Source organism: Streptomyces sp. NPDC037083, from assembly GCF_055606485.1.
The window spans coordinates 139,057-165,080 of the sequence record NZ_JBVJSQ010000013.1 but is presented as its reverse complement, the minus strand read 5'-3'; the positions used below and the strand labels follow the sequence as shown (position 1 = coordinate 165,080).

At 73.1% G+C, this 26,024-nt stretch carries 27 protein-coding genes; 13 read left to right on the top strand and 14 right to left on the bottom strand.

The genetic code is table 11. From position 1 onward, the window contains the following. The first annotated feature begins 189 nt into the window (after positions 1 to 189). Both ACZ7DE_RS30640 and ACZ7DE_RS30635 read left to right on the top strand, forming a co-directional pair. Positions 190 to 1,095, top strand: coding sequence for a universal stress protein (locus ACZ7DE_RS30640; protein WP_470766821.1), 906 nt, complete (start codon positions 190 to 192; stop codon positions 1,093 to 1,095). A 37-nt stretch (positions 1,096 to 1,132) separates the two neighbouring features. Further along, a complete protein-coding gene (locus ACZ7DE_RS30635) occupies positions 1,133 to 2,137 on the top strand; it encodes an Acg family FMN-binding oxidoreductase (RefSeq protein ID WP_470766819.1) in 1,005 nt (334 codons plus the stop codon). A gap of 56 nt (positions 2,138 to 2,193) precedes the next feature. Here the strand turns inward: ACZ7DE_RS30635 and ACZ7DE_RS30630 are convergent, their stop codons facing one another. After that, complete coding sequence (locus ACZ7DE_RS30630) at positions 2,194 to 3,054, bottom strand: oxygenase MpaB family protein (protein ID WP_470766817.1); 861 nt, start codon at positions 3,052 to 3,054, stop codon at positions 2,194 to 2,196. Positions 3,055 to 3,290: 236 nt separating this feature from the next. Continuing rightward, on the bottom strand, positions 3,291 to 3,983 hold the full coding sequence (locus ACZ7DE_RS30625) for a type III effector protein (protein ID WP_470766815.1): 693 nt from the start codon (positions 3,981 to 3,983) through the stop codon (positions 3,291 to 3,293). Positions 3,984 to 4,114: 131 nt separating this feature from the next. Here ACZ7DE_RS30625 and ACZ7DE_RS30620 point away from each other — a divergent pair, with 131 nt between their 5' ends. The 3 genes from ACZ7DE_RS30620 (at position 4,115) to ACZ7DE_RS30610 (ending at position 5,686) form a co-directional block, all read left to right on the top strand. Beyond that, a complete protein-coding gene (locus tag ACZ7DE_RS30620) occupies positions 4,115 to 4,549 on the top strand; it encodes an Hsp20/alpha crystallin family protein (protein WP_470766814.1) in 435 nt (144 codons plus the stop codon). A gap of 91 nt (positions 4,550 to 4,640) precedes the next feature. After that, positions 4,641 to 5,036, top strand: a complete 396-nt coding sequence (locus ACZ7DE_RS30615; RefSeq protein WP_470766812.1) for a DUF2267 domain-containing protein — start codon at positions 4,641 to 4,643, stop codon at positions 5,034 to 5,036. Positions 5,037 to 5,251: 215 nt separating this feature from the next. Next, complete coding sequence (locus ACZ7DE_RS30610) at positions 5,252 to 5,686, top strand: DUF2267 domain-containing protein (protein WP_470766810.1); 435 nt, start codon at positions 5,252 to 5,254, stop codon at positions 5,684 to 5,686. A gap of 122 nt (positions 5,687 to 5,808) precedes the next feature. Here the strand turns inward: ACZ7DE_RS30610 and ACZ7DE_RS30605 are convergent, their stop codons facing one another. The 3 genes from ACZ7DE_RS30605 to ACZ7DE_RS30595 form a co-directional block, all read right to left on the bottom strand. Continuing rightward, positions 5,809 to 6,483 carry a DUF305 domain-containing protein gene (locus tag ACZ7DE_RS30605; RefSeq protein ID WP_470766809.1) on the bottom strand — a complete coding sequence of 225 codons (675 nt, stop codon included), beginning with the start codon at positions 6,481 to 6,483 and terminating at the stop codon, positions 5,809 to 5,811. A gap of 95 nt (positions 6,484 to 6,578) precedes the next feature. Beyond that, complete coding sequence (locus ACZ7DE_RS30600) at positions 6,579 to 6,974, bottom strand: DUF6153 family protein (protein WP_470766808.1); 396 nt, start codon at positions 6,972 to 6,974, stop codon at positions 6,579 to 6,581. 214 nt (positions 6,975 to 7,188) lie between these two features. After that, positions 7,189 to 8,367: a spore photoproduct lyase family protein gene (locus ACZ7DE_RS30595; RefSeq protein ID WP_470766806.1), complete on the bottom strand. Its 1,179-nt coding sequence runs from the start codon at positions 8,365 to 8,367 to the stop codon at positions 7,189 to 7,191. Between the two features lie 269 nt (positions 8,368 to 8,636). Between ACZ7DE_RS30595 and ACZ7DE_RS30590 the strand changes: the two genes are divergently transcribed. Then, the gene (locus ACZ7DE_RS30590; protein ID WP_470766805.1) at positions 8,637 to 9,269 is read left to right on the top strand and encodes an RraA family protein; all 633 of its coding nucleotides are present in this window, start codon (positions 8,637 to 8,639) and stop codon (positions 9,267 to 9,269) included. 159 nt (positions 9,270 to 9,428) lie between these two features. Here ACZ7DE_RS30590 and ACZ7DE_RS30585 read toward each other — a convergent pair whose 3' ends face one another. Continuing rightward, positions 9,429 to 9,932, bottom strand: coding sequence for an SRPBCC family protein (locus tag ACZ7DE_RS30585; RefSeq protein WP_470766803.1), 504 nt, complete (start codon positions 9,930 to 9,932; stop codon positions 9,429 to 9,431). A 260-nt stretch (positions 9,933 to 10,192) separates the two neighbouring features. Here ACZ7DE_RS30585 and ACZ7DE_RS30580 point away from each other — a divergent pair, with 260 nt between their 5' ends. The 3 genes from ACZ7DE_RS30580 to ACZ7DE_RS30570 all read left to right on the top strand — a co-directional run bounded on the left by ACZ7DE_RS30580 (position 10,193) and on the right by ACZ7DE_RS30570 (position 13,795). Further along, positions 10,193 to 11,398 (top strand): serine hydrolase domain-containing protein, encoded by a 1,206-nt coding sequence (locus ACZ7DE_RS30580; protein WP_470766802.1) that lies wholly within the window; start codon positions 10,193 to 10,195, stop codon positions 11,396 to 11,398. A 76-nt stretch (positions 11,399 to 11,474) separates the two neighbouring features. After that, positions 11,475 to 13,310, top strand: a complete 1,836-nt coding sequence (locus tag ACZ7DE_RS30575; protein ID WP_470766800.1) for an alpha/beta hydrolase — start codon at positions 11,475 to 11,477, stop codon at positions 13,308 to 13,310. Positions 13,311 to 13,366: 56 nt separating this feature from the next. Further along, positions 13,367 to 13,795 (top strand): DUF6003 family protein, encoded by a 429-nt coding sequence (locus ACZ7DE_RS30570; RefSeq protein WP_470766799.1) that lies wholly within the window; start codon positions 13,367 to 13,369, stop codon positions 13,793 to 13,795. Between the two features lie 73 nt (positions 13,796 to 13,868). Here ACZ7DE_RS30570 and ACZ7DE_RS30565 read toward each other — a convergent pair whose 3' ends face one another. The 3 genes from ACZ7DE_RS30565 to ACZ7DE_RS30555 form a co-directional block, all read right to left on the bottom strand. After that, the gene (locus ACZ7DE_RS30565) at positions 13,869 to 14,834 is read right to left on the bottom strand and encodes a YihY/virulence factor BrkB family protein (RefSeq protein WP_470766797.1); all 966 of its coding nucleotides are present in this window, start codon (positions 14,832 to 14,834) and stop codon (positions 13,869 to 13,871) included. Positions 14,835 to 14,975: 141 nt separating this feature from the next. Continuing rightward, entirely contained in the window at positions 14,976 to 15,455 is a 480-nt protein-coding gene (locus tag ACZ7DE_RS30560; RefSeq protein ID WP_470766795.1) for an ArsI/CadI family heavy metal resistance metalloenzyme, read from the bottom strand. Between the two features lie 27 nt (positions 15,456 to 15,482). Beyond that, positions 15,483 to 16,913, bottom strand: a complete 1,431-nt coding sequence (locus ACZ7DE_RS30555; RefSeq protein WP_470766793.1) for an NAD(P)-binding domain-containing protein — start codon at positions 16,911 to 16,913, stop codon at positions 15,483 to 15,485. 119 nt (positions 16,914 to 17,032) lie between these two features. On the opposite strand from ACZ7DE_RS30555, the gene ACZ7DE_RS30550 reads away from it, so the two are divergent. Together ACZ7DE_RS30550 and ACZ7DE_RS30545 are read left to right on the top strand one after the other, a co-directional pair. After that, positions 17,033 to 17,410, top strand: coding sequence for an ArsR/SmtB family transcription factor (locus tag ACZ7DE_RS30550; RefSeq protein WP_470766792.1), 378 nt, complete (start codon positions 17,033 to 17,035; stop codon positions 17,408 to 17,410). 132 nt (positions 17,411 to 17,542) lie between these two features. After that, positions 17,543 to 17,878: a YnfA family protein gene (locus ACZ7DE_RS30545; RefSeq protein WP_470766790.1), complete on the top strand. Its 336-nt coding sequence runs from the start codon at positions 17,543 to 17,545 to the stop codon at positions 17,876 to 17,878. A 58-nt stretch (positions 17,879 to 17,936) separates the two neighbouring features. Here ACZ7DE_RS30545 and arsB read toward each other — a convergent pair whose 3' ends face one another. Both arsB and ACZ7DE_RS30535 read right to left on the bottom strand, forming a co-directional pair. Continuing rightward, positions 17,937 to 19,049 carry an ACR3 family arsenite efflux transporter gene (gene arsB / locus ACZ7DE_RS30540; RefSeq protein WP_470766788.1) on the bottom strand — a complete coding sequence of 371 codons (1,113 nt, stop codon included), beginning with the start codon at positions 19,047 to 19,049 and terminating at the stop codon, positions 17,937 to 17,939. Further along, positions 19,046 to 19,354 carry an ArsR/SmtB family transcription factor gene (locus ACZ7DE_RS30535; RefSeq protein WP_470766787.1) on the bottom strand — a complete coding sequence of 103 codons (309 nt, stop codon included), beginning with the start codon at positions 19,352 to 19,354 and terminating at the stop codon, positions 19,046 to 19,048. The genes arsB and ACZ7DE_RS30535 overlap by 4 nt, the downstream gene beginning before the upstream one ends. 66 nt (positions 19,355 to 19,420) lie before the next feature. Between ACZ7DE_RS30535 and ACZ7DE_RS30530 the strand changes: the two genes are divergently transcribed. Beyond that, positions 19,421 to 19,840, top strand: a complete 420-nt coding sequence (locus ACZ7DE_RS30530; RefSeq protein WP_470766786.1) for an arsenate reductase ArsC — start codon at positions 19,421 to 19,423, stop codon at positions 19,838 to 19,840. Positions 19,841 to 19,893: 53 nt separating this feature from the next. On the opposite strand, the gene ACZ7DE_RS30525 is transcribed toward ACZ7DE_RS30530, so the two are convergent. Beyond that, on the bottom strand, positions 19,894 to 20,613 hold the full coding sequence (locus ACZ7DE_RS30525; RefSeq protein ID WP_470767084.1) for a glycoside hydrolase family 75 protein: 720 nt from the start codon (positions 20,611 to 20,613) through the stop codon (positions 19,894 to 19,896). A gap of 275 nt (positions 20,614 to 20,888) precedes the next feature. Between ACZ7DE_RS30525 and ACZ7DE_RS30520 the strand changes: the two genes are divergently transcribed. Beyond that, complete coding sequence (locus tag ACZ7DE_RS30520) at positions 20,889 to 21,677, top strand: Tat pathway signal sequence domain protein (protein WP_470766785.1); 789 nt, start codon at positions 20,889 to 20,891, stop codon at positions 21,675 to 21,677. An 81-nt stretch (positions 21,678 to 21,758) separates the two neighbouring features. Here the strand turns inward: ACZ7DE_RS30520 and ACZ7DE_RS30515 are convergent, their stop codons facing one another. Both ACZ7DE_RS30515 and ACZ7DE_RS30510 read right to left on the bottom strand, forming a co-directional pair. Continuing rightward, positions 21,759 to 23,318 (bottom strand): mucoidy inhibitor MuiA family protein, encoded by a 1,560-nt coding sequence (locus ACZ7DE_RS30515; RefSeq protein WP_470766783.1) that lies wholly within the window; start codon positions 23,316 to 23,318, stop codon positions 21,759 to 21,761. 8 nt (positions 23,319 to 23,326) lie between these two features. Further along, positions 23,327 to 25,447 carry a DUF4139 domain-containing protein gene (locus ACZ7DE_RS30510; RefSeq protein WP_470766781.1) on the bottom strand — a complete coding sequence of 707 codons (2,121 nt, stop codon included), beginning with the start codon at positions 25,445 to 25,447 and terminating at the stop codon, positions 23,327 to 23,329. Positions 25,448 to 26,024 lie beyond the last annotated feature (577 nt).

The window sequence follows — 26,024 nt, the reverse complement described above, 5'->3', positions numbered from 1 at the left end:
GTGACGGTCCGAGGTCGCGAACCCCCTCGTGGGGTCCCGGCTTTCAGCTTCCGGCGGGTGCGGGCGCACCGCATGGGCCGAACGTCCCCGCCGGGGGCCGATCCGCCCCTGCAACGGCCCGACGGCCGATGCGACCGTGGAGGGGAACCCGCGCCGGACTCCGGCGGAAGGACGAGGGAGGTGACGGTCATGACGGTCATGACGAGGCCTGTCGTGGCCGGCCTGGACGGTTCGAAGGAGAGCCTCGCCGCATCCGACTGGGCGGCCAGGGAGGCCCTGCGCCGTGGACTGCCGCTGCGTCTGGTGCATGCCTGGGAGGGCCTTCCCGACGACGACACCGACGCGGACCTGCCAGAGATCCGGGCGCCGCAGGACCGTTCGCGGAGGGTGCTGCACGGCGCCCTCGAAACCCTGAACGAGCGGTATCCGAGGCTGCACATCGCGGCCGAACAGGTGCGCGAGCAGCCGGGGCCCGCGCTCCTCGCCGAGGCGGAGAACGCGGAACTGCTGGTCATCGGGAGTCAGGGGATGGGCGGTGTCGGCGGGCTCCTGGCGGGGTCGGTCGCCATGGCCGTCGTCGCTCATGCTGACCGGCCGGTCGTCCTCGTCCGGGCGGGCGACACGGCGGCGGACGAACGCCTGCCGGACGGTTCGGGAAAGGCGCCGGCCGATTCCCCCCGCCGTGACGTCGCCGTGGCCGTGGACACCGGCGGGCACAGCGACGACGTCCTGGACTTCGCGTTCCGCGCGGCCGAAATGCGCAGGGCGCCGCTGCGGGTCGTGCACGCCTGGCACGTGCCGCTCACCCGGGGCGTGCCGGGGATCGAGGAGCGCACCCGGTTCCGGGAGGAGGCGGAGCGCGAGCTGATCCGGCTGCTCGAACCGTGGCGCGCGAAGTACCCCGGCGTGTTCGTCCGGGAGAACCTCCACGAGGGCCGCGCCGCCCATGTCCTCGGGCGCGCGGCGGGCGGGGCCGGACTGCTGGTGGTGGGCCGTCGCCGACGGCGTGCCGCGGTGGGCCCGCACACCGGTCCGGTGGCCCACGCGCTGCTGCACCACGTGCAGTGGCCGGTGGCGCTGGTCCCGCACGACTGACAGCGCCCGCAGGTCTCGAGCAAGGGTGGTCCTGATCATGTCCGACGTCCGCGCAGACCCCCGCCACGCATCCGCCTACCTGGTCCGGGCCGCCGTCACCGCTTCGTCTCCGTACAACACCCAGCCCTGGATCTTCGTCGCCGAGGACGACGACAGGGGCATCGAGGTGCACGCGGACGGCGGCCGGAGACTGCCGCTCGCCGACCCGTCCGGCCGGGAGCTGGTCATCAGCTGTGGGGCCGCTCTCTTCAACATCCGGCTCGCCGTGCGCCATCTGGGATTCAACCCGGAAGTGGAGTACTTCCCGCGCCCGGCGGACCCGGCGTTCCTGGCCAGGGTGGTGTGGGGCGCCTACCGTCCCCCCACACCTGAGGGCGAGCGCCTGTTCGGCGCCCTGCGGCGCCGCCACACGGTCCGCGGGCCCTTCCTGGCCGAGCCGCTGCCGTCGTCGCTCGTCGACGCCCTGCACGCACACGCACGCGGTGCGGGCGCCATGCTGGACTTCGTCGTCGACCGGGCGGGCCGACGGCATCTGGCCGGGCTGGTCCGGACGGCCGAGGAGGCGCAGAGGTCCAGTCCGGAGTACGCGGACGAGTTGAGGCGCTGGACCCGGTGGCCCGGCGAGCCACGGCGCGACGGGATCCCCGTCGACGCCGACATGACGGACCCGGACGGCACGAACCTCGCGGGCCGGGACTACGCGGGCCTGTCCCGGCCGGCCTCCGCACCCCCGCGGCGGCGGACCTCGCGCACCGGAGCGATCGCGATCCTCAGTACGGACCGCGACGACCCGACGGCCTGGCTGCGGGCCGGCGAGGCACTCCAGCGGATCCTGCTCGAAGCGGCGGACCACGGGGTGATGGCGGCCTTCCACACCCAGCCGCTCGAGGTCCCGTCCCTGAGGGCGACGATCCGGCAGACCCTCAGCGGCGGCGCCTTCCCGCAGACGATCTTCCGCCTCGGCCGTCCGTCGTGTGTGAGGCCGCTGCCCCGGCGTCCCCTCGGCGAGGTCCTCAGGACGGCCGACCCCGGCCTCTCCTGAGCCGCAGCCCGGCTGTCCTCGAGGGGACCGTCCCCGTGGCCTGCGCCGACGGGTGCTCACATCGGCGGGGAGGGCCGTGCCGGGGTCATGGCCCAGCGGATGGTGCGGGTCAGGGCCTGTCCCGTGGGGCGTACGGCCAGGTCTTCGACGACCCGGACGCGGGGCATCCACAGCATGCGACTGGCCCACGGCGGGAGCAGCGCCACGGCGTTCGCGGCCAGCCCGCCGTAGAAGGGCCGTACGACAAGAGGCAGCGGGGGCCGGAAGAGGAGGAAGCGGGCGGTGGCCCGGGCCTCGGTCGTGGCCCTGAGTTCGGGCCGGTAGGCGGCCAGTCGCTCGGACAGCTCACGGCGGTCCCGGGGCGGGTCGATCACCCCCAGCGCCTCGGCGACCCGCGCGGTGTCGGCGACGTAGGCGTCGTAGCCGTCGGCTTCCAGCGGGCGGGCTCCGTAGCGTGCGTGGGCGCGCAGGAAGCTGTCGGTCTCGGCCACGTGCACCCAGCCGAGCAGGTGCGGATCGGCCGCGTGGTACGGCACGCCGTCGGCCGTCGTCCCGCGGATGCGCTGGTGAATGCCACGGACGTGGTCGACCGCCCGCTGGGCGTCCGCGGCGGTGCCGTAGGTGGTCACGGCCAGGAAGGTGCTGGTGCGCTGGAGCCGGCCCCACGGGTCGCCGCGGTAGCCGGAGTGTCCCGCCACCGCGGCCATGGCCAGCGGGTGGAGGGACTGCAGCAGCAGTGCGCTGAGGCCGCCGATGAACATGGAGGCGTCACCGTGGACCGTGCGGATCGGGCAGTCGGGTGCGAACCAGCGCGGGCCGGGGGTGCGGTGGATGCGGTCGCGCGTCGCCGGTCCGTCGGGTCCGGCCACGCGGCGGAACAGGGCCTGGCCCAGTTGTTCGCGGACTACGGTCAGCACGGTCGGCCTCCCTCCTCCTGTCCAGTGTCCGTTATGCCCGCCCGGAACCCGGTACGGCAGGGAGCCCGCGTACGGGGCCCTCTCCCCGATCGCCCGGCGGGGCCCACCGAACGGCGGGCGCGCGCCACGGGCGCGAGGCGAGGCCGCCGACCCCGCGCGCCGGGCCACGCCCGGGAGCGAACCGTTACCCCCGTCGTCCGGCCGGGGGCGGGCGCGACCGCCGCCGTCGTCCGTGCTCAGGGCCCGGGAGGGGTGCGAGGTCCTCGGCGCTGGTCGCCGCTGCTGCGCCGGAGCCGGTCGGCGTGGCGGACGACGTCGTCGACGCGCGCCGCGAGGTCGGGGTGGTCCGACGCCAGATACGTGTGCGTGCCGGTCAGCGGGCCGACCAGGGCGGCGGCGTCGTCGGCGGCGAGGGCGGCGGTGAGTTCGACGAGGGGACTGCGGGCCGCCGAGGGGAGGTCGGGGAGCGCGGTGATCTGGCCGGCGAGCTGGCGCAGGTCCGCGGCGTTGGCGCGGGCCCAGGCGGTGACGGTGCGGTCGGCCGCGCGGCGGTCGCGGGTGGCCTGCACCCGCTGTTCGCTCGTCGACCCGGGATTCCCCGGGCGTACACGCAGGTAGCGCCGTTCGGCGGCCTGACGGCTGGAGACGCCGAGGGGGCGGGCGAGGTCGGCCCAGCTGGCCCCCGCCTCCCGGGCCTCCTCGATCAGGCCCGGTTCCCACTCGGCGAGCTGATCGCGCACTTCGCGCAGCAGCAGCAGCGCGGCGAGCGCCTGCTCCGAGCTGGCCTGGGCGGGCTCCGGGAATTCCCCGGCCGGCGAAGTCCGGGCGGTGCGCAGCGCCTCGTGGATCGTGTTGAGCGCCGCCGCGGCCAGGAAGGACGCAGGGGTGAGATCGCGGGCGCGGGGGACGGGCTGATCGTCGGTCGTCATGGAGCCTCCAACACGCTGTCATCGCTTCGATGACGTTCCACTTGTCATCACTTCGATGACATGTTACAACGATGGCAGGTGAACCGCATTGGCAGCTACGTGCCTGACCCGAACACTGGAGGTGTTTCACGATGTTGATGCGCACCGACCCGTTCCGTGAGCTCGACCGACTCACCCAGCAGCTCCTGCACACGCCCGGCACCTGGTCGCGGCCCTCGGCGATGCCGATGGACGCCTACCGCGAGGGCGAGGAGTACGTGATCGCTCTCGACCTGCCCGGTGTGTCCACGGACGCGATCGACATCGACGTCGAGCGGAACATGCTGACCGTCAGGGCCGAGCGACGGCCCGTCACCAAGGCGGACGACGTGCAGATGGAGCTCTCCGAGCGGCCGCTCGGCGTCTTCTCCCGGCAGGTCGTGCTGGCCGACACCCTGGACACCGAGCGCATCAAGGCGGACTACGACGCGGGCGTGCTGACCCTGCGCATCCCGATCGCCGAGCGCGCCAAGCCCCGCAAGGTCGCCATCGGCGGCGGCTCTGCGCACAAGGAGATCAGCGGCTGAGTCACCCTGCTCAGCCGCGCCGGAGACGGGACGGCCTCCCCGGCGGCCGTCCCCGCCCTCCGCTCGCAGCCCTGGACACAAGGGAGCAGCGATGGCCATGCGATGGGAAGCGTTCCTGGACCGGGTCGAGGAACGCGGCGAGTACAAGACGGCCGAGGAGGCCGAGCGGGCCGCCCGCACGGTGCTGGCGCTCCTGGGCGCGCACCTCGTCGGCGACGTGCGGAACGAACTGGCGGCGCGGCTGCCGGAGGAACTGGCGCTCCTCCTGCTCAATCCGCTCCAGGCGCGCGAACCGCTGTCCCCCGAGCGGTTCGTGCGGGCGACAGCGGCATGGATCGAGGGAGCCACGGAACTGACCGCGGCCTGGGACGTGGGCGCCGTGCTCAGCGTCGCCGCGGACGCGGCGGGCGAAGATCTCACCCGCCGGATCCTGCTCCAGCTCCCGGCGGGCTACGACCTGCTGTTCGGTCATCCCCAGCGCGTCTAGACGCCGGCGCGCACAGCCCGTGGGCAGCGCCCCCCAGACCTCGCTGCCCGCCCCCCGTCCTTCTTCCCCCTCCCCTTCCCCTGACCGAGCGACGTCGGCGGCCGCCGGACGAGGCCCCGGCCGCTTGCCCGCCGGCCGCCTGTCCGCCGGATGCCGACTGCCGGCCGCCGACGTCGTGAACCACACCGCAGACGAGAAAGGCAACCGCGTCACCGATGATTTCGCTGCAGGAACCGTGCCCGTCCGCCGTCGGCATGACGTTCGAGCAGATGCTGGAAAAGGTGCGGTACGAAGGCGCGTACCCCACCCGCGCACGGGCCGAGGAGACCCTGCGCGCCGTGCTGGCCGCCCTCGGGCGCCAGCTCACGGGCGATGAGCGAGTGGAGCTCGCGGCGCTGCTGCCGCACGAGGCCGCCGTCGCCTTCGCCTCCGAGATCCCCGCCACCGAGCCCCTCACCGGGTGGGGGTTCGTCAAGGATCTGGCGTCGCGCACCGGCGGCACGGCGGCCACGACCCGCTGGGACGCCGGTACCGTCCTGCGCATCGTGGCCCAGCTCACCGGCGAGGAACTCCTCGGCCGGATCCTCGCCCGGCTCCCCTCGGGCTACGCCCTGCTGTTCGGCCGCGCCGAACTCGTCCAGGCGGCCTGAAGCGGACGCGGCAGGGCCAGGGGTACCCGCACCGAAGGGTGGCCGGGGTACCCGCCCCCGAAAGGTGGCCGCCTCGCCGTCGGGCGGTCGAGGCGGCCACCGAGCCGCGGGGGCCTTCGTCGTCAGTTCCTGCCGAGGAGCTTGTTCATCTCCGCGATCTCGGCGGTCTGCGCGGTGACGATGGCGTCGGCCATGGAGGTGGCGGGACCGTACTCGCCCTTGGCCTTCTCCGTGGTGGCCATGGCGACGGCGCCCTGGTGGTGCTCGATCATCATGGTCAGGAACATGGTGTCGAAGCCCGTGCCGGACGCCTTCTCCAGTTCGTCCATGTCCGGGGCGTCCATCATGCCGGGCATCGCGGACCCGCCCGAGTGGTCCATGCCGGGCATCGACTCGGCCATGCCGCCGGACGATGCGGGGACGTCCTCGCCCCACGAGGTCAGCCAGCCGCTCATGGTCTTGATCTCCGGGTCCTGCGCCTTCTCGACGCGCGCCGCGAGGTCCTTGACCTTGGCGGAGGCGGCGCGATCCGCGGCGAGTTCCGCCATCTCCAGGGCCTGCCGGTGGTGCGGGATCATGCCCTGCGCGAAGGACACGTCCTGGGCGTTGTGCGCGCCGGCCGCGGCGTCGGCGCTCGCCGACGACTGCGACGACGGGGACGTGGAGGCGTTGCCGCCTCCCGCGCTTGCGCTGTCGCTGCCGTCGCTGTCGTTGCCGCAGCCGGCGAGGACGAGCGCGGCGGTGACGGAGACGGCCGTGAGGACGGCGCGGCGGGTCAGGGTACGGGTGTTGCGCATGCTGAAGCTCCTGCTGTGCTCTGTTGGTGCCAAAGGGATGTGGACGTGCCGAGGCGCACCGCGTCCTCGTTCGGACGCCGTGGGCCGCGTGCTGTCTAGATCCGCAGGAGTTGGAGTTCCGCCAGGGACGGCGGCGCCCGTGCGCTGTCCGGCGCTTCGGCCGCGTACGGGCGGACGGAGTCGGCCCGTACGGGGGCGGCGACCGGGTCGGGAACGAGGGCGGGCAGCGCCGGCGCCCCGCTCACCGAGGCCGCCGCACAGGTCGGGTCGGCGTGATGGAGGTGGCCTCCGCCGCAGTCTCCGCCGTCCCCGGCACAGTCGTCGTGAGCGCTGACCGCGACGGCCGTCATGCGGTGCGCGCCGGAGTGTTCGTGGCCGCCGCCGGGAGCCAGGCCGTGCATGGCCAGCAGCCCGACCAGCAGGCCGAGCACGAGCATCGCCCGCCACCGCCGCACGGGCGGTGACGCGGGGTGCTGCTCGGTGCTCGTCATCCGGATCATCCTAGGCGGAGCCCGTGAGGAGGGCTCATGGTGGCTGTCCACCCGGGGTACGGATGCGCCCGCGCCCGTGTTCAGCCCGACGGGAGATCAACCCGCGTCCACGAGGGCGAGATGACGAGTGCCCTGCATCGAATGGTGATCGGTGCGCTGACTCGAGCCCGTGTTCGTTTCGGGTGGGGCGCGGCCCGACGCCGCCGGGACGAGGTCAGAACGCGTACCGGATGCGCAGCCAGGGAGCCCGGGCGGCGACCAGCGCACGAAGCCGTTCCACCGCCCGCGCCTTCACGGCAGCCGCGTACCGGACGTTCAGCGCGCCGTTCTCGGAGCGCTTGGCCTCCTGCAGTTCCGGCCGCCACAGGACGTCCTCGGCAAGGGGGTGCCAACCGAGGTTGACCTCGTGCAGCTCCCGGTTGTGCGTCAGCATGATCACCTCGGCTGCGGCCTGTCGCTTCACGCGGTCGGGCAGGACGTCGTCCAGATGCACGAGGAGTTCCGTCCAGGCCTCCTCCCAGCCGGGACGGATCACGACGGGGGAGAGGTTGAAGTGCACCTCGTAGCCCGCGTCCAGAAAGTCCCCGGCGGCGGCGATCCGCTCGGGGACCGGTGAGGTGCGCAGGTCCAGAAGCCGGGAGTCCTGCGGCGGCATGACCGAGAAACGGACACGGGTCCGGCCCCGCGGGTCCAGCGTCAACAGGTCGGGATTGACGAACTTGGTCGCGAAGGACGCCTTGGCCGTCGGCCACCGTCGGAAGGCGTGCACGAGGTCCGCGGTGTTGTCGCAGATCAGAGCGTCCACCGAGCAGTCGCCGTTCTCGCCGATGTCATACACCCAGGCCCCGGGGTCGCACTGGTTCGGCTCGGGCTTCGGGCCCTGCCGGGCGATGTGCCGGCCGATGTGGGCGACGATCCGGTCGATGTTGGTGAACACGGTGACGGGGTTGGCGTACCCCTTGCGGCGCGGCACGTAGCAGTAGGCGCAGGCCATCGCGCAGCCGTTGGAGGCGCCCGGTGCGATCCAGTCGGCGGACCGGCCGTTGGGACGTGTCCGCGGCGATTTCCGCTCGCCGAGCACGAGCGTCTCGCCCTTGACGCGCACCCAGCGCGCGACGTTGCCCTCGTTGCCGTGCAGCCCCGGGACGCGCCAGTGGGACTCGACCTCGATCAGCCGTGCGTCGGGGAACCGGGCGATGATCTGCCGGCCGCGCGGGGAGGCGGCGGCCGCGGGCTCGGCGTGGATCTCCCGCACGGGCAGCAGACGCCGCGCGGTGTCGGAGTCCCGGAAGGACGGGCGGCCCGCGTTCTGGGCCCCGGTCTCGGGCCCGAGGGCGTCGAGCCCGAAGAGGGCGTCGGCGTCCTGGTCCGCTGCGCCGGACGGGCGGGGCATGGGCGTTCCGGTGGGTCGGAGTGGATCTGACCGGTTCACACGCGGATGAATCCGCACACTCCACTCTACGGGCAGCCCACCTGCGCGAACCTTCGCGCCTTCGGTCCCGTCTCCGGCTCCACGCCATGCCGACGCGCGGGCCGCCCCGGACCGGGCGGTCCGGGGCGGGCTCCACCGCGCGCGGTTCCCGAGCCTGGAATGCTGTGCCACGAGCGCCCTCACGGTCACGGCGACAGCCACGACCGTGTTCGACGAAGGGGGAGAGGGACATGACAGACGCCACCGGAGGTGCCGCGTTCGCGGCGATCCCCACCACGACTCTGGCCGACGTCCTGGGTCGCGTGCAGGTCATGGACATCGACATCCGCCCGTTGTGGTCACCGGTGCCGCGGGTGGCGGGAGCGGCGTTCACGGTGCGGTGCCCTCCCGGCGACAACCTCATGCTGCACGCGGCCATTCACCGCGCGGAACCGGGCGCCGTCATCGTCGTCGAGTCGGGTGACCTGGACTACGCCCTGGCCGGGGGCAACGTGTGCGCCGTCGCTCAGCGCCGAGGAGTCGCCGCCATCGTCGCGGACGGACTCATCCGCGACCTCGGTGAGGTCCGGCAGATGGGCTTCCCCGTTTTCGCTCGGGGGGTCATTCCCATTCCCGGAAGCAAGAAGGCGGTCGAGCCGCTGAACGCCCGGGTGCGGTGCGCGGGCGTCGCGGTGAACCCCGGTGACATGGTCGTCGCCGACGAGGAAGGCATCGTGATCGTCCCCTCCGGCCGCACGCAGGACACGCTGACGGCCGCTCGGGCGAAGCTGGCCAGGGAGGCCGACGAGACTTTGGACGCATGGGAGGAGGTCCACCGCACCCGCATCGACGAGATCCTGCGCGCCCAGGGCTTCGAGGGATGAGCGCCCATGAGGCCTCGATCGCTTCCGCGCGCGACGGCTCAAGGGTGGTATGACGGAGGAGCACGACGGCTCAGGCGGAACGCGACGGCTCAAGCGAAACACGGTGGGCGATGCCGGAGGGGGCCGGGCGGTCTGCGTCCGACGGTGGGTGCGGGGCGATCAGGCGGTTCCGCCGGCGACGCCGGGGGACGCCCTCCTGGGGCCTCGCAGGCCTTCCGTCCGCTCGGAACGGTCCTGCTCCTCGCAGACCCGGGCAAGCCGGGCCAGCATCGCACGATGGCGCAGCTGGATCAGTGCCTCGGCGCCCACGTTGTGCAGGCGCCCGCCCGCCCCCTGCAGCGGGTGCTCGTCGACGATCACCAGACAGTGCTCACCCCAGGGGCGCAGCTCGATGGCGATCCGGGCGGTTCCCAGCACGCCCGCATGCGCTTCCAGCTCCAGCTCGGAGCCCTCCACGCAATGCCGGACGACCGTCTCGTTGGTGAGCCGAACGGGGCCGACGCGTACCTCGTAGCCGATCGCCGAGTCCACCTGCGGCCACTGGCCGCGCACCGGTTCGGAGTTCGAGGTGCCCACCACCCACTCGGCATAGCGACTGCCGTCCGAGAGGACGGTCCACACGGTCTGCGGGCTGACTTTGATCAGACGATGTCGTACCGCCACACCACACCTCCAGGACACCGGGACTCGGTCCACTGCCAAGTGCCCGGCCTGGGGGAGACCAACCGGGACACATGGGGCTTCAGAACGCCACCCTCCACCACTCCTCCCGGCGGCGCACCCGCGCCGGTGCTGATCGCCCCGCCGCTCGGACCGGCTGGGGGAGGGGGATACCCCCACGATCCGCGGTGGTGCCGGCACCACCGACGGCGGGGTGCCGGCCGGAGTGAGTCGGCGCCCCGCACCGCATAGCGTCACACCGCATGGGACTTCTGAACCATCCGCGCACGCTGACAACGGTCCTGGCCGCCGCGTTCGTGCTGGCGACGGCCGTGACTGCGGCCCCGGCATCGGCCCGGGCCGCCCCGGCCGCGCCTCCGTCACCGTCGCGCACGGCCTTACCGGGGTGCGGCTCGCACAGCGCCCTGAGCCGGGCGCTGCGCATCCTGACCGAGGACGACGACCTCACGGGCGCGGCCGTCGCGGTCACCGATCCGGTCTGCGGCCGCTGGAGTGACGCGACCGGAACGGCCGATCTCGGCACGGGCCGCCCGATGAACGCCCGGGACCGGCTCCGCGCCGGCAGCGTCACCAAGACGTTCACCGCCACGGTCGTCCTCCAGCTCGCCGCCGAACACCGGATCGACCTCGACGCGTCCGTCGACCGCTACCTGCCCGGGCTGATCGACGGCAACGGCTACGACGGCCGGACGATCACCGTACGGCAGTTGCTCCAGCACACCGCGGGGCTGCCGGACTACCTCGACTCCTCCGAGTGGGGCGAGCCGGAGCGACTGCGGTACCGCCACTTCACACCGCGCGAGCTGATCGCCAGGGCTCTGACCCTGCCGCATCCCGGCACGCCGCCCGGCTCCCGCTTCCACTACGCGACGACCGGTTACCTCGTCGCCGGCCTGATCGTCCAGCAGGTCACCGGTCGCCCGGCCGAGTCCGAGATCACCCGCCGGATCATCCGGCCGCTCGGGCTGCGCGACACGTACTGGCCCGGCGACGACCCCCACCTGCACGGCCCGCACTCGCACAGCTACCAGGCACCGGATCAGGAAGGGGTCCGCTCGGACGGCACCGACTGGAACATGACGTTCGGCGGCGTCGGCGGCGCCCTCGTCTCCTCGCCCGCCGACCTGCAACGCTTCTTCGCCGCCCTCCTCGGCGGTCGGCTGGTGCCGCCGGCGCAACTGGCCCAGATGCGACGGACGGTGGCCGCCGACCCGGACCGCCTGTGGCCGGGGGCCCGGTACGGGCTCGGCCTGATCTCCAGCCCGCTGCCCTGCGGCGGGGTGTGGTGGGGCCACGCGGGGACCGTGCCGGGCGGTCACCGCGCGCTGGGCGCGGTGGGTCCCGGCGGGCGTCGCGTGGCCGTCGCGCTCAACGAGGTGCCGTCCACCGAGAAGGCCGAGGAGGACTTCCGCGAAGTGGTCGGGACGGCTCTGTGCGAAGGCCGGTAGCCGCGACCCTACCCGCGCACCGCCCACCCGACCCCCGCCCGGGCGCCCACAACCCCGACACCGCAGAGGAGTTCGCATGAGCCTGCGTGCCGCCGCGCTGGCCCTGACCGCCACCGCGAGTCTGACCGTACTGCCCACCGCCGCCTCGGCCACGACCACGACGCCCGCCACGACCACGACGCCCGCCACGACCACGGCGCCGGCCACCACGGCGTCCGTCCCGTCGTCCGCCGACGGTCTCGGCCGCTACCACCGCCAGAAGGTGGTCTGGAAGAGCTGCGTCCTCGGCTCCGACGACGGCACCGGCAAGCAACTGGAGAAGGCCGGAGCCCGCTGCGCCGACGTGACCGTTCCCCTCGACTACGCCCGTCCCGGCGGCCGCACGATCACCCTCGCCATCTCGCGGATCAAGGCCGCCGACAGCGCCCACCGCATCGGCTCGCTCCTGCTCAACACGGGCGGCCCCGGCGGACAGGCCATCGGTGACCCGCCCTGGGTGCACGCCGCGATGAAGGACGTGGCCGGCCGCTACGACATCGTGGGCGTGGACCCCCGGTTCGTCGGCCGCAGCACCCCGCTGGACTGCGGCTGGCCCACCGGCAGCCCGTTCCGCTGGGCGGGCGAGGACCGGGCCGGCTTCGACCGCGTCACGGCCTTCGTACGGAGCCTGGCCGACCGGTGCCGCACGAGGAACGCCGATGTGCTGCCGTTCGTCACCACCCGCAACACCGCCCGGGACATGGACGTCGTCCGCGCCGTGCTCGGTGAGCGCCGGATCTCCTATCTGGGCTACTCGTACGGCAGTTACCTCGGCGAGGTCTACGCGACGATGTTCCCCGGGCGCACCGACCGCATGGTCCTCGACGGAGTGATCGACCCGGCCCGCTACAGCCCCCGGCTGCTCGTCGGCACCGAGACCGCCAACGAGCAGGCGTTCGGCCGCTGGGCCGCCTGGGCCGCCGAACGCCACGCCGAATACGGCCTCGGCGCGACGCGTGACGCCGTCCTGGCCACCGTCGACCGCATCCAGCGCACCGCCGCCGAACGACCCCTGGTGGTCGGCGGCGGGACATCGGAGTCGTATCGGCTGGACGCGCACACCGTGCCGTTCGTCGTTTTCAACGGCCTCTCGGACGACACGGACGAGGCACGGCGGTCGTTCACGTCCTCGATCCGCACCCTCGAGCAGGCCGCGCGGGAAGAGCACGCCGAACCGGACGCCGACTTCGCCGCAGGCCTGGGCTTCCTGCTGAAGGGCGGCGACGGCGGATCGGCTTACGGCAGTGTGCAGACCGCGATCCTCTGCGGCGACGTGGCGGCCCCGCGCGACCCGGACGTCTACTGGCGGGACGTGCAGCGCAGCCGCGAGCGCCATCCGCTGATGGGTCCCTTCACGAACGGCATCAGCCCGTGCGCCTTCTGGGACCGGCCCCGGGAACGCCCCACCGCCGTGCGCGACGACTTCCCCGCGCTGATGGTCAACGCCACGGGCGACCCCCGCACCACCTATGCCGGGGCCTCCGCGATGCACCGGGCCTGGCCCGGTTCGCGTCTGGTCACCGTCACCGGCTCCGACCGGCACGGCCTCTACGGCGCGTACGGCAACGACTGCGCCGACGGCACGGTCAACGCCTACCTGCGCACGGGACGACTGCCCGCCGCGGACGTCACCTGCGCGGGACCCCGGCCCGCCGACGACGCCCGGGACACGCGCGCCACACGACAGGGCGCGTGCAGGGGAGGGGCTACTCTCGCGGTGGGAAGGACGGGTGCCGCCCGCTCCCGCCCCACGACCGCCGCCGACGGGTCGTCCTCCTCGCCCCTGGCCGCAGCCCCTGCGTCGCCGGACCACCCGGGGGTTCACGCCGCTCCGGGTGGGCCGGCCGACGGTAATCCCGCTGCGGCGGGGTAAGGGGACGTCGACCGGCCGCCCCCCACGCGGCCGACTCCCAGGAGAAGGAGCTGCGCATGACCGACGACGCCTACTTGTTCCTCCTCGACGACGCGACCGCGATGCTCGGCGTCGCCCCGTCCGCCGTCGGCGACCTCGCCTGCATGGAGACCCCCGCCGTACGGGCGTGGCTGGACGCTCAGGGAAGCTCGGCGACGTCCCCGCGACTGCGTCTCCTGCCGCCCGAGGAGACGGGGGCCGTCCCGGAGGGCGCGGAACGGCTGCCGGTGCCGCTGAGCGACGAGGAGCTGAGCCGGGTGCGTCACCTGATGGCGCCCGCGGCGCTCGCGCAGGTGGAGGAGGAGCTCCTCGCCTACCGCGACTTCACCGACGACCGGGACGGTCTGATCGGCCGGGCGCTGGCCGCCGGAGTGCCGCCGCACCGCATCGTGGAACTGACCGGTGTGGACCCCACGACGGTGACGGCGGCGGCAGCCGGCCGATGACGCGCCTGCCACGTCCGGGGCATGGCGCGCGAGGTGCGTGACGGGAACCGACCGGAGCCTGTGCGAGGACCCGTCACGCACCCGGCCCCGGATCCGGGCGCACGGCCGACTCGATGCCGGCCCGGGCCGCTTCGAGCTGGGCGGCGAACGCGATGCCGAGGAAGAGCGCGACGGCCGTGAGATTGGCCCACAACAGCAGGGCGATGAACGCGGTGAGCGGCCCGTACAGGGCGCCGAACGCTCCGCTCTCCTCGACGTACAGGGCGAGCAGCCAGGTGGCCGCGACCCACAGCAGCAGGTGCACGGCGGAGCCGAAGGCCAGCCAGGTGTAGCCCGGCTGGACGCGGCGGGGCGACCAGCGGAAGATCACGGCCGAGGCCACCCAGGCCAGCACGAGACCCACCGGGATCTCCAGGACGCCCCACCATCGCGGTCCGTCGCCCTCCCCTCCGGCGGACTGCGCGATGGCGTCGCCGACGGCCTCGCCCGCGACGAGCACGACGAACCCCAGCACCAGGGGCAGACCGGCGGCGAGCGCCAGGACCAGTGCCCTGGCGTACTTGCGCGGGAAGGGCCGATCGCGCTCGATGCCGTAGATGCGGTTGGCGCCGCGTTCGATCTGCCCCATGGCCGAGGCGAGGTTCAGCAGTGCGAAGGCCAGGCCGAGCCAGAGGGCGAGCGTGCTCCACACATCGCCGTGGGCGTTGCGCCGGGTCCCCTCGAAGGCGTCCTCGACGATGTGGGCGCTGGCGCCCGGCACGATGCGGCCGAGGGTCAGCTCGATGATCCGGCCCACCCCCTCCGTGTGCACCGAGGTGGCCAGGCCGACGAGCGCCACGGTGCAGGGCACCAGACCGAGCACCACCTGGAAGGCGAGGGCGCGGGCGTTGGTGAAGCCGTCCGCGTAACGGAACCGGGAGAAGGAGTCGGTCAGCAACCGCAGCCCGCCGTAGCGGCGCAGGGCGGTGAACGCCTCGTCTCCGGAGAGTTCCTCTCCGATCATGTCCCGGGTCTGGGGGACGTGGACGGCGGTTCCCATGGCGTGGACACTCCCTCGTCGTGCGGTCGGTCCCAGTCCGATTGCCCCGTAAACAGCAGAGCACCGCGCGCCGGCCGCCCGTCCCGGTCCACGGCGGGGGGAGGCCGGGCGCGCCGGCCGTCCGGCTTCAGGCGAGCGTCGTCACGCGGGCACCCCGCAGCAGCCGCCCGCGACCGCGGTGTCCTTCGAGCCGGTGTCGGACCCGGCCGGGTCGGCGCAGCAGGTGCTGCCCTGCTGCCTGGCAAGCGAGTCCGCGTCGGCCTTGACGACGTACACCTCCCAGGGTTCCCGGCCGGGGCCGTGGACCCACACCTTGTCCTGGAGGGCGTAGCAACAGGTGGCGTCGTTCTCCACGTCGGTGGTCAGTCCGGCCTCGCCCAGGCGGGCGGTGGCGGCCTGGACCGCCTCGGTGGTCGCGACCTCCACCCCGAGGTGGTCCATGCGCGTCGCCTCGTCCGGGCCGCCTTCGATCAGGACGAGCTTGAGCGGAGGCTCGGCGACGGCGAAGTTGGCGTATCCGTCGCGGAGTTTGGCCGGTGCGGTGCCGAAGAGCTTCGTGTAGAAGGCGACGGATGCGGCGAGGTCGGGAACGCGCAGGGCGAGCTGTATGCGGGACGTCATGTGAACCTCCTGGGGTGGGTGAGGAGTTCAGCAGCCGGCGGAGGCGACGGCCGGGGAATCAGCGGGGGATCCGACTCCGATCCGGAGGGCGGTGCGGACGGTGGGCGCGGCGCAGCATCCGCCGCCGGACTGCTCGGTGTCGTCGGGCTCGTCGAACAGGCCCGCGCCGCCGCACACCCCCGTCTCGGGGAGTGTGAGCTCGACGCGCCCGGCGGCCTCCTGGTCGCCCGCGATCGCGGCGGTGAGGGAACGGACCTGCTCGTAGCCGGTCATGGCGAGGAAGGTCGGGGCACGGCCGTAGGACTTCATACCAGCCAGGTAGACGCCCTGCTCGGGATGGGAGAGCTCGTTCACGCCGTGCGGGTAGACGGTGCCGCAGGAGTGGACGTTGGGGTCGATGAGCGGGGCGAGGGCCGTCGGGGCCTGGAGGCGCTCGTCGAGGGCGAGGCGGAGCTCGGAGAGGAAGGACAGGTCGGGGCGGAACCCGGTGAGGACGATGGCCTCGTCGACGGGGTCGAGGCGGCGGCCGTCCTCCGCGACCAGGACGAGCCGGTCCTCGCCGTCGCGTTCCACGGCCCGCGTGCGGAATCCCGTGACCGCCCCGGCGTGGCCGGCCTCGACGGCGGCCTTGGCCCGCAGACCCAGCGCGCCCCGGGCGGGCAGCTGGTCGGCGTTCCCGCCGCCGTAGGTGTTCGCGCCGATGCCGCGTCGCAGGATCCACACCGCGTGCGTGCCGTCCTCCTCCTTCGCCAGGTCGGCGAGGAGCGCGAGCGCGGTGAAGGCGGAGGCGCCGGAGCCGACCACGGCGGTGCGCCTGCCCGCGTAACGGGCGCGTACGGCCGGGTCGCCGAGGTCGGGGACGCGGTAGGAGACGCGGTCGGCAGCCGCCTTCTCGCCGAGGGCGGGCAGACCGTCGGCGCCCATCGGGCCCGGACCGGACCAGGTGCCGGAGGCGTCGATGACGGCTCGGGCGGTGATCCGCTCCTCGCGTCCGTCGGCGCGCCGGACGTGCACGGTGAACGGCTGCTCGTCGCGGCCGGAGTCGACCACGCGGTCGCGGCCGGCGCGGGCGACTCCGGTCACCGTGGCGCCGAAGCGGATCCTGTCTCCCAGGGCGTCGGCGAGGGGCTGGAGGTAGCGCTCGGTCCAGTCGCCGCCGGTCGGGTAGGCGGAGGTGTCGGGGCGGACCCAGCCCGTCGGGGCGAGGAGCTTCTCGGCGGCCGGGTCGATGACCTCGCCCCACGTCGAGAACAGCCGGACGTGCGCCCACTCGCGTACGGCGCTGCCGGCGACCGGGCCCGCCTCGAGGACGAGGGCCTCGAGGCCGCGCTCGACGAGGCGGGCGGCGGCGGCCAGGCCGACGGGCCCCGCGCCGACGACCACGACGGGCAGGCGGTCGGTGGTGGACACGCTGTTGGCGGACGCAGCCACTGGGTTCCCCTTTGTTTCGATGTTCATCGATCTATGCCCTGTCAGCATGGCACCTGTATCGACAGTCGTCAACATAGACGTTTATCGAAATGGTGAGCTCTGGCGAGGGGCGGGGCGTCTGCTTCGATGTATGTCAACATAGATGCATGTCGAATACGAAGGCGCTGCCGCTGCTGGACCGTGCCCCTGAAGAGGCGGTGGCGCCGTGCTGCCCGCCGCTGACCGAGCGCCCGTTCACCGCGGACGAGGCCGAGACGGCCGCGCGGATGTTCAAGGCGCTCGGCGATCCGGTGCGGCTGCGGCTGTTCTCGGCGGTCGCCTCCCACGAGGGCGGGGAGGCGTGCGTCTGCGACATCTCCGACGTCGGCGTCTCCCAGCCGACGGTCTCCCACCACCTGAAGAAGCTCAAGGAGGCCGGTCTGCTCACCTCCGAGCGGCGCGGCACGTGGGTGTACTACCGGGTCGAGCCGGCGGTGCTGGCCGCGATGGGCCGGCTGCTGACGACGGCCTCGGCGACGGCCTGACCGGCCACGCCTGACCGGCGACGGCCTGACCGGCCACGCCTGACCGGCGACGGCCTGACCGGCCACGCCTGACCGGCGACGGCCTGACGGGCCATGCCTGACCGGTCACGGGCCGCCGGTAGCCTCACCGGCATGACCGTCGCGCGTTCCGTGTCCCTGTTCGTCGTCGCCGCCCTGTTCGAGATCGGCGGCGCCTGGCTGGTGTGGCAGGGCATCCGCGAGCACAGGGGCTGGATCTGGATCGGCGCCGGTGTGCTCGCCCTGGGCCTGTACGGGGTGGTGGCCACCTTCCAGTCCGACGATCACTTCGGCCGTATCCTCGCCGCGTACGGCGGGATCTTCGTCGCCGGGTCGATCGCCTGGGGCGTGGTCGCCGACGGCTACCGCCCGGACCGCTACGACGTGATCGGCGCGGTGGTCTGTCTCGCGGGCATGGCGGTCATCATGTACGCGCCCCGCAGCCACTGACGTCCCGCCCGACCTGACGCACCGGCGTGGCCGGCCCGGACGGACCGGGCCCCTTGCGTCAGCTTTCCTGCGATGCCGCCGTGGACTGACGGGCGGGAGCGAACCTCCGCCGCCAGGCCAGGGAGACGTACACCAGCGCCACCAGAACCGGGACCTCGATGAGCGGGCCGACGACACCGGACAGGGCCTGGCCGGAGGTGACGCCGAAGGTGGCGACGGCGACCGCGATGGCCAGCTCGAAGTTGTTGCCGGCGGCGGTGAACGCGAGGGTCGCCGTGCGGTCGTAGGGGAGGCCGACGGCCTTGCCGAGGGCGAACGTGCCGAACCACATCACTGCGAAGTACACCAGCAGCGGCAGCGCGATGCGGGCCACGTCCAGCGGCTGCGAGGTGATCGTCCTCCCCTGGAGGGCGAAGAGGACGACGATCGTGAAGAGCAGGCCGTACAGCGCCCACGGGCCGATCCGCGGCAGGAGGCCGGACTCGTACCGCTCCCGGCCCAGCCTCCGCTCGCCGACGCGGCGGGTGACGAAGCCGGCCAGCAGCGGGACGCCGAGGAAGACGACGACGTTCAGGGCGATTTTCCACAGGGGGACGTCGAGGGGGTCGCCGTCCCCCAGGCCCAGGAGGGCCGGCAGCAGGTCGAGATAGAACCAGCCGAGCAGGCCGAACGCCAGGACCTGGAAGACCGAGTTGAGGGCCACGAGCACGGCGGCGGCCTCGCGGTCGCCGCAGGCGAGGTCGTTCCAGATGACGACCATGGCGATGCAGCGGGCCAGGCCGACGATGATCAGACCGGTGCGGTACTCGGGCAGGTCCGGCAGGAAGATCCAGGCCAGCGCGAACATCACTGCCGGGCCGACGACCCAGTTGACGGCCAGCGACAAGGCCATGAGCCTGCGGTCGCCGGTGACGGCGTCGAGCCTGTCGTAACGGACCTTGGCCAGGACCGGGTACATCATGATCAGCAGGCCGGCGGCGATCGGCAGGGACATGCCTGCGATCTCCACCTCGGCCAGGGCGTCGTCGAGCCCGGGGACGAGCCGGCCCAGTCCGAGGCCGACGGCCATCGCGGTGAGGATCCACAGGGCGAGGAACCGGTCGAGCGTCGACAGCTTCGCGACGACCGAAGGATCCTCGGCAGTGGTCGCGGGTGCTTCGGTGGGGGTCACGGGCAGGCCCTCTTGTTGGCGGCGGTGGCGCGAGCGGACGCGGCCAGCCCGGCGAACCCGTCGGCGAGGCGGGCGACGACATCGGGGCGCAGCCTGTAATACGTGTACCGGCCGCACGGCTCCGTCTCGACGACTCCGGCCTCGCGCAGCACCCTGAGGTGGTTGGAGAGGTTGGTCTGACGAGCCCCCGTCTCCTCCACCAGGTGGGTGGTGCACAGCGTCTCTTCGGCGAGCAGGGTCACGATCCGCAGCCTGAGCGGGTCGGCCAGAACCCGGATCAGATCAGCGTCGACTGACGTCATCATGGGCTGATACTGTCACATCACTCCGGGCTTATGCATGGGACCCGCCCGTTGACGAAGGAAGAACCGATGCCCTCCACCCCGCTCGCCTCCGTGTTGTTCGTCTGCGTGCACAACGCGGGCCGCTCCCAGATGGCCGCCGGATTCCTCGGTCACCTCGCGGGCGACCGGATCGAGGTCCGCTCCGCCGGCTCCGTCCCGGGCGACCGGGTCAACCCCTCCGCCGTCGAGGCGATGAGGGAAGTCGGCGTCGACATCGCCGGCGCCGAGCCGAAGATCCTCACCACCGAGGCCGTTCAGGCGTCCGACTACGTCATCACCATGGGCTGCGGCGACGCCTGTCCGGTCTTCCCCGGCAAGAAGTACCTCGACTGGGCTCTGGAGGACCCGGCGGGCAAGGGCGTCGAGTCCGTCCGTCCCATCCGTGACGAGATCAAGGCCCGTATCGAGGCCCTGATCGCCGAGATCGACGCCGAGCGGCGCCCGTGACCGGGTGACGCGGTCCCGGGCAGGACCGGGAGCCCGGCCCTGCCGGAGCGGGCCTAGTTGTCGCGGACGAACGCCTGGGCCAGCCGGTCGCCGAGGCTCACCGCGGCGCTGTGGCTCTCGATGGGGGACGCCTGGGAGTTCTTGAAGAGGATGTAGGTGACGCCGGAGTCGGTGCCGCCGCTCTCCGGGTCCGGATCGATGCCGAGCGCCTTGGCCGTCGCGTACGAGGCCTCGCCGATGATCTTCGTGGGGCCGGTGTCGCCGACGACCGCGTACTCCACCTTGTTCTGGTAGATCACGGCGACGACCCCGCCGCCCTTGATGCCTGCGGAGCTGTAGTTCCAGAGGGAACTGGCGCTGGGCACGACGACGTAGGGCAGCGTGTCGGCGCGCAGCGGCCTGCCGTCCGACTGGTGGAAGGCGGTGTCGTCCTGGTACCAGGGGTCGGTGGCCTCGCTGCACTTCGAGGTGCGCTGGCCGTCGCAGTCGATGTCCATGTCGGCCTTCCAGAAGACGGCGCCGTTCTTGCCGCACACCGGGACGGTGGCCGACGTCTCGTCGTCGGTCCGGTACTTGCCGCTCGATATCTGCGAGCACGACGTCACCTTGGCGAGCAGGTCGGCAGCGCTGACCGAGCCCTCCCGTGTGGACGTGGGGCCCGCCGTGTCCGGCCCGGATCCCCGGGCGAGCCCGGAGGCGTTCGCGGGGAGGACGGCGGTGGCGAGGAGGGCGGCACCCGCGGCCGCGGTGAGGGGCAGCGTTCGAGAGCGCAGTGTGGGGGGCACGGTGGAACCCTTCTGTTAGGAAAGTTTCCTTACTGGGTGCGAACAAGGTGGCCCCTCGTCGCCGAGGTCGTCAACCCCCCTGCGTCAACCGGGGATTGGCCGGAAACGGCTCGGACGCGATCGGTCCGGACCATTGACCCGGCTCGGTCCGGCAGGGAATCTGTTCCACGCCGCGCAATCCGCCGCATGAACTCGATGCACCTACGTGAACGAATCCGGTCGCGCGGCTCCTCCACCCCCACGCAGAACGAGGTGAGTCAGCCATGAGCGCTTCCCGCAGGACCCTGCTCGGAGCCGCACTCGGCGGAGCAGCGGCGGCCACGGTCGCCGGCCTGCCCGGCACCGCAGACGCCGCCTCCTGGCAGCTGAAGTGGGCGCCGTCGGCGAGCCGCGACGGCCTCGGCGCCTTCGAGACCGTCGAGGACGACCGCGCCGACTCCCACACCTCGGGTCAGCCGCACATCCTCACCGCCGGGAACAACTGGCGCTTCAACATGCACATGGCCGACCGGGACACCTCCACCGACCGCCAGCGCCAGGAGGTCACCGGCCTGCGCAACGGCAGCGGCGGCGACCACCTCACATGGACCTCGGGCCAGACCTGGCGGGTCACCTACTCGATGTACATCCCGAGCTCGCTGAAGGCGACCACCGCCTTCACGCACATCATGCAGATGAAGCAGCCCGGCACGGGCACCTCCCCGATCGTCGTGCAGTCGCTGCGCCGCGTGAACGGCAGGCAGACCATCGAGCTGAAGCTGTTCGAGGACGACATCCTCGTCGGCCGCACCGACCTGGAACCGCTGCACGACACCTGGGCCGACGTCGACTTCCGGATCAAGGTCGGCAACGGCTCGGCGGGCTCGGTCCGCTGGATCCTCAAGCGCGGCGGCGCCACCGTCGTCGACGCGTCGAAGACCGGTGTCGACACCTTCCTGGCCGACCGGGTGCGCCCGAAATGGGGCATCTACCGCTCGCTCGGCGACACCTCAGGCTCCTTGCAGGACACCTACCTCCTGCTCACCGGTCTGCGCGGCTACCAGCTCGTGTGACGCCCGCAGCGGGCCGTCGTCGACCGAGGGCGGGACCGACGGCCTCCGAGGGCTCCGCGGAACGGTCCGCGTCTGCGGTCCTCAGAGCCCGGTGACCTTGGCGCTCGCCGACAGCTCGTAGACGAGGGTGACCGTGCGCCGGCCGCCCGGCGCGAGGGCGAGGTTCCAACGGGCGATGCCGTCGGCGTCGACCGTGTCGGGGGCGGGGGAGCAGACCTCCTCCCGCAGGCGCGTCTGTACCGCCGAGACCTCGGAAACCGGGATCCGTTCACGCAGGACGATCGTCTGATCGCCGTGTTCGCCGGGGGTGGAGAACCGGGACAGGTGGAGCCGTACCGTGCGGGTGATGACCGTCCGCTGGGTGATCGCGGAGGTGTCGCGGGTCTCCTCGGTGTGCCGGGTGACCCGGTGGTCGTCGCGGCTGCCGTAGGCGAGTTCGACGGGGGCGCCCGGGGCGGTGAAGTCCAGTGTGCCGCGGCCGCTGAACCCGCTGTGACGCACGAGGTCGACGGGGCCGGCGAGCAGTGCGTGGCCGGACAGGTTGTCGAACCGCACCACCTGGGTGACCAGCGGGGACAGCTCGGGCGCGCAGGCGTACTCGGTGCGCGCGGTGGCGGTGAAGGCGGAGAGCGGCACCCGGTGGGCGCGGCCGTCCGCGGGCACGGAGACCGGTGCGGGGGAGTTCAGCACCCGTACCTCGCCGCCGTCGTCCACTCCGGGCAGGCCGAGCACCGGGGCCGGGCCGAGTTCGGCGACGTCCTCCTCGCGCAGCTCGACGTCGACGGTGCGGCGCTCCGCGGAGGAGCGGTCCTGAAGCGTCAGCCGGTCCTCGCCCAGCCGGGGCGGCTCGGTGGCGAGTGCCGAACGCGCGGTCGACAGCGTCAACCGGACGTCGGACCAGTCCTCGCCGGTGCGCTGCCAGACCATCGCGTCGGTCTCCAGCGTGAGGGATTCCCCGTCGAGGACGGCCCGGTAGGCGGGCCGCCACAGGGCGCAGGGAGTGAGATGGCTCAGGCGCAGACCGGCCGGTCCGGCGGCCGCGGCCTCGACGGTCAGTTCGATGTGGCCGGTCAGCTCGGTGGGTTCCTGCTCGGCGAGGTCCAAAGCCCGCCCGGCCTCACCGAGTTCGGTGGTGAGGTCCTCCAGCCGGGCTTCCACGGCACGCAGTTGCTCGCCGTGCGAGTCGCGCTCGTCGTCCACCCGGTCCAGTTCGCGATGCCAGCGCGGGCCCTCGGTCTCCCCGGAGCCGGCGCCCTCGCCGATCTCCCGCAGGAGATCGGCGGCGAGACGACCGAGCACGTCGAGCCGGGCACGCAGCCGGTCGCGCCGTCCGCCCAGGGCGACCAGCTCCCGTTCGAGCGTGTGCACGCGGTGGCGCAGGGCGGAGTCGTCGTCGGCGGGCCGGGGCCCGCGCGGCGTCCAATCGCGGACGATCCGCACGTCGAGCACGGTCGCCTGGTGCTCGGCGGTCAGCTCGGCGTGGAGGGTGCGGTCGACGGCCAGCGCGCTGACGGGCCCCAGGCGCAGCCGCTGGACTCCGGTCTCGAGGTCGAGCACGGCGGTGCGCTCCACATGGGCGCGGTCCTCCAGGCAGGTGACGGCGGTGACGGGGAGGGGGATCGGCTGCGGTGCCGTGGACATGGGGTGTGTCAGCTCCTGCGGTTGCCGCCGGCCAGGGCTTTGGCGGACGGGATGCGGATCTCGTAGCCGCCGTCGAGGGCGGTGGTGCCGCCGGCGGGCAGGTCCACCCGCCAGATGCGGGTGCCGGGGGCGTGCGGCGCCGCTTCGGCGCCCTCCGGGGGCGCCGACCAGTCGGCCCGCTCCTCGATCCGGACGTCCGTGTCGGACGTGACCGGAACCCGTTCGCGGACCTCGACGGTGACCGGGACGGACAGCCGGTTGGACAGCTCCACATGGACACGGTGGTCGAGCACGGTGGTGGTGTTGCGCAACCCGGAGGTCGACTCGTGCACGTTCGTACGGCGGGTGACCCGGATGCCTTCGGCCGGGCCGAGACCCACCCGGCACACCCCGCCGGGGGCGAGCGTCGGCAGGGCGGTGGTCAGCAGGAAGTCCTCGTCCGCGGTGACCTCCACCGGGCCGGCCAGCAGGGCCTGGTCGGTGGAGTTGGACAGCACCAGCGTCGCGTACGCGGTCTGCTCCACGGACGGCACGCAGAGGTACTCGGTGCGCAGGCCCACCGGGATCTCGCCGACGGTGACGGAGTGCCAGGCGCCGTCCGAGGGGATGTCCGCGCGGGCGACGGCGTCGAAGCGGTGGTCGAAGGAACCGGCCGACTCGCGGGGCCGCACGGCGTGGCCGGGCAGCGGCAGCGCGGCCACCGTCTCGGCGCGCCGACGGTATTCGGCCGCGACCGGGTCGAAGGTCGCGTCGGGGAACAGCCGGCCTCGGCGACCGCCCTGCTCGTCGGGGCCGCACAGGACCAGAGCGGTGTAGTCGAGCTCGGCGCCGCTCGGCTGCGGCGGACCCGCCGGAGCCGCCGCCCGCGGCGCGGCCGAGCCGGGCGCCGCGGGTGCGAAGGGTGCCGGCGGCGCCGCCCAGCCCGAGGCGGCGGGTGCCATGGCGGCGGGGGCGGCGGGCGCCCTGCCCGCGGCCCGCTGACGCGGCCCGCTGCCCGGTCGCGAGGGGGCCGCCCCTTCGAAGTCGTCCATCCCGCCGGCGAAGGCCTCCGGGTACGCGCTGCCGACCGGCGGGGTGGAGGGCGCAGCGCCGTAGGCCTGGGGAGCCGGAGGCGGCGGTGGCGGGGGAACGGGCGCCGGAGCGGCCGCGTAGCCGCCCGCCGCGGCCCCGGGGCCGCCCGCGACGGACAGGGCCGCGGCGGTCCCCGCCGGGTGGGGGCCCGCACCGTCGTACCCGGCGAACAGGTCGGCCAGACCCGTCGGCGGCTCACGCCAGCCGGAAGGCACGGGGGCGGGCTGACGGCGTCCGATGCGCATCGAGCGCAGCCTGGGCAGGTCGGTGCGGCGCCGCAGATCGGCGGTGGCCAGGGCGATGCGCACACCGGTCCAGTCCTCGCCGGTGCGCTGAGCGACGGAGGCGCGCAGGACGAGACGGCCGCTGCTGTCGCCCTGACGGTGGGTGAGCCGGTAGGCCGGCACCCAGACCGCGCCCGGCACTCCGTACTCCAGCTCGACTTCCACGTCACCGGAGCCGTCGAAGGCCAGCACCGCGCAGACCGTGGTCTCCACGTGCGCCGAGGGCGCGTCGGTGGAGGCGCGGGCGAGCCGGTCGGCGGCGACGGAGAGCGCGTGTTCGACGCCGGTCAGCTCCTCTTCCAGCTCGGCGAGGCGGGCGTGCAGTCCGGTCAGGCGCTCGTCGACGAACTCGGCGAGCTCCAGCCACGCGTCCACCGGGGTGCGGCGGTGAGGGTCGTCCCGCCTGCGGGCCGGCGGAACCGGGCGCAGCGCACTGACCTCCTCGACGAGGCTCAGCTGCCGGTCACGGCGTCCCTGCGCAGCCGCGTACTCGTCACGCAGCCGCTCGACCTCGTGTCGCAACGCGTCGGGCGCGGCGCTGCCCAGGGGCTCGGCCTCCACCTCCACGCGGGCCTCGATGACGCGCACGGCGCCGTCGCCCGTGACCCGGGCCCGCAGGGACCCCGGATCCAGCGAGCGCGGCAGCCCCGTCACCCGGACACGGCCGCCCGGCGACACACTGCCGCGGGCCAGGCGACGGCAGACCGCGCCCTGCGCGTAGACCACCACCGCATCGAGGGCCGATGCCCACCGCTGTGCCGTCTCAGCCGTCATGTGCTCCGTCCCCCGCCTCGTCGGTGCCGGGTGCAGCCTACTTCCCGGCAGGTGGGCCCGTGCAGCCGAGGAGAAAATCTGTAGTGGCGGGAGTAGACATGGCCTCACTGCAGGGGTATGGTTTCTGCTGTACTCAGAAGTCGAAGAGAGTGCGGCCGGGACGAACCGCCGCACGAGCACGTCCAGCAGGACGCGGCCCGACGAAGGCCGCGAGCAGTACCCGCGGTATCCAGTGGTTCAACCGAGTAACGCAAGGTAAGGAGCAGACGCCATCAAGGATCGCCCGGGCGAGGGAGAAGTCCGCCCGGGTACCGCAGGCCCCGGATTGGAAGGTGGTCCCCGGTCACGCATCCGCGATCCCCGCAGTCCCGCCCCACCGGGTGGAACCCGCGGAACAAAATACCGGCGAAGTCGGCCGGCAGATGGTGTTGAAGGCTCGGGGCCCGGGGGGGGGGGGGGGGGGCGGGGGGGGGAGTGTGTTTCTCTCTTTCCCCGAGGGGGGTGTGTTGAAGGAGGGGGGGGTCCTCGTTCTCCTGGAGGAGGCCCGCGAGAGAAAACACACAGGAAAGCTCAGTCT

Excerpts from the sequence above, each read along its gene's own strand:
- ACZ7DE_RS30580 (WP_470766802.1), top strand. The coding sequence starts at position 10,193 with ATGGGACTTCTGAACCATCCGCGCACGCTGACAACGGTCCTGGCCGCC.
- ACZ7DE_RS30610 (WP_470766810.1), top strand. The coding sequence starts at position 5,252 with ATGATTTCGCTGCAGGAACCGTGCCCGTCCGCCGTCGGCATGACGTTC.
- ACZ7DE_RS30575 (WP_470766800.1), top strand. The coding sequence starts at position 11,475 with ATGAGCCTGCGTGCCGCCGCGCTGGCCCTGACCGCCACCGCGAGTCTG.
- ACZ7DE_RS30560 (WP_470766795.1), bottom strand. The coding sequence starts at position 15,455 with ATGACGTCCCGCATACAGCTCGCCCTGCGCGTTCCCGACCTCGCCGCA.
- ACZ7DE_RS30620 (WP_470766814.1), top strand. The coding sequence starts at position 4,115 with ATGTTGATGCGCACCGACCCGTTCCGTGAGCTCGACCGACTCACCCAG.
- ACZ7DE_RS30545 (WP_470766790.1), top strand. The coding sequence starts at position 17,543 with ATGACCGTCGCGCGTTCCGTGTCCCTGTTCGTCGTCGCCGCCCTGTTC.
- ACZ7DE_RS30590 (WP_470766805.1), top strand. The coding sequence starts at position 8,637 with ATGACAGACGCCACCGGAGGTGCCGCGTTCGCGGCGATCCCCACCACG.
- ACZ7DE_RS30595 (WP_470766806.1), bottom strand. The coding sequence starts at position 8,367 with ATGCCCCGCCCGTCCGGCGCAGCGGACCAGGACGCCGACGCCCTCTTC.
- ACZ7DE_RS30635 (WP_470766819.1), top strand. The coding sequence starts at position 1,133 with ATGTCCGACGTCCGCGCAGACCCCCGCCACGCATCCGCCTACCTGGTC.
- ACZ7DE_RS30640 (WP_470766821.1), top strand. The coding sequence starts at position 190 with ATGACGGTCATGACGAGGCCTGTCGTGGCCGGCCTGGACGGTTCGAAG.
- ACZ7DE_RS30570 (WP_470766799.1), top strand. The coding sequence starts at position 13,367 with ATGACCGACGACGCCTACTTGTTCCTCCTCGACGACGCGACCGCGATG.
- ACZ7DE_RS30605 (WP_470766809.1), bottom strand. The coding sequence starts at position 6,483 with ATGCGCAACACCCGTACCCTGACCCGCCGCGCCGTCCTCACGGCCGTC.
- ACZ7DE_RS30510 (WP_470766781.1), bottom strand. The coding sequence starts at position 25,447 with ATGACGGCTGAGACGGCACAGCGGTGGGCATCGGCCCTCGATGCGGTG.
- ACZ7DE_RS30515 (WP_470766783.1), bottom strand. The coding sequence starts at position 23,318 with ATGTCCACGGCACCGCAGCCGATCCCCCTCCCCGTCACCGCCGTCACC.
- ACZ7DE_RS30615 (WP_470766812.1), top strand. The coding sequence starts at position 4,641 with ATGGCCATGCGATGGGAAGCGTTCCTGGACCGGGTCGAGGAACGCGGC.
- ACZ7DE_RS30550 (WP_470766792.1), top strand. The coding sequence starts at position 17,033 with ATGTCGAATACGAAGGCGCTGCCGCTGCTGGACCGTGCCCCTGAAGAG.
- ACZ7DE_RS30530 (WP_470766786.1), top strand. The coding sequence starts at position 19,421 with ATGCCCTCCACCCCGCTCGCCTCCGTGTTGTTCGTCTGCGTGCACAAC.
- ACZ7DE_RS30535 (WP_470766787.1), bottom strand. The coding sequence starts at position 19,354 with ATGATGACGTCAGTCGACGCTGATCTGATCCGGGTTCTGGCCGACCCG.
- ACZ7DE_RS30520 (WP_470766785.1), top strand. The coding sequence starts at position 20,889 with ATGAGCGCTTCCCGCAGGACCCTGCTCGGAGCCGCACTCGGCGGAGCA.
- ACZ7DE_RS30625 (WP_470766815.1), bottom strand. The coding sequence starts at position 3,983 with ATGACGACCGACGATCAGCCCGTCCCCCGCGCCCGCGATCTCACCCCT.
- ACZ7DE_RS30555 (WP_470766793.1), bottom strand. The coding sequence starts at position 16,913 with ATGAACATCGAAACAAAGGGGAACCCAGTGGCTGCGTCCGCCAACAGC.
- ACZ7DE_RS30565 (WP_470766797.1), bottom strand. The coding sequence starts at position 14,834 with ATGGGAACCGCCGTCCACGTCCCCCAGACCCGGGACATGATCGGAGAG.
- ACZ7DE_RS30600 (WP_470766808.1), bottom strand. The coding sequence starts at position 6,974 with ATGACGAGCACCGAGCAGCACCCCGCGTCACCGCCCGTGCGGCGGTGG.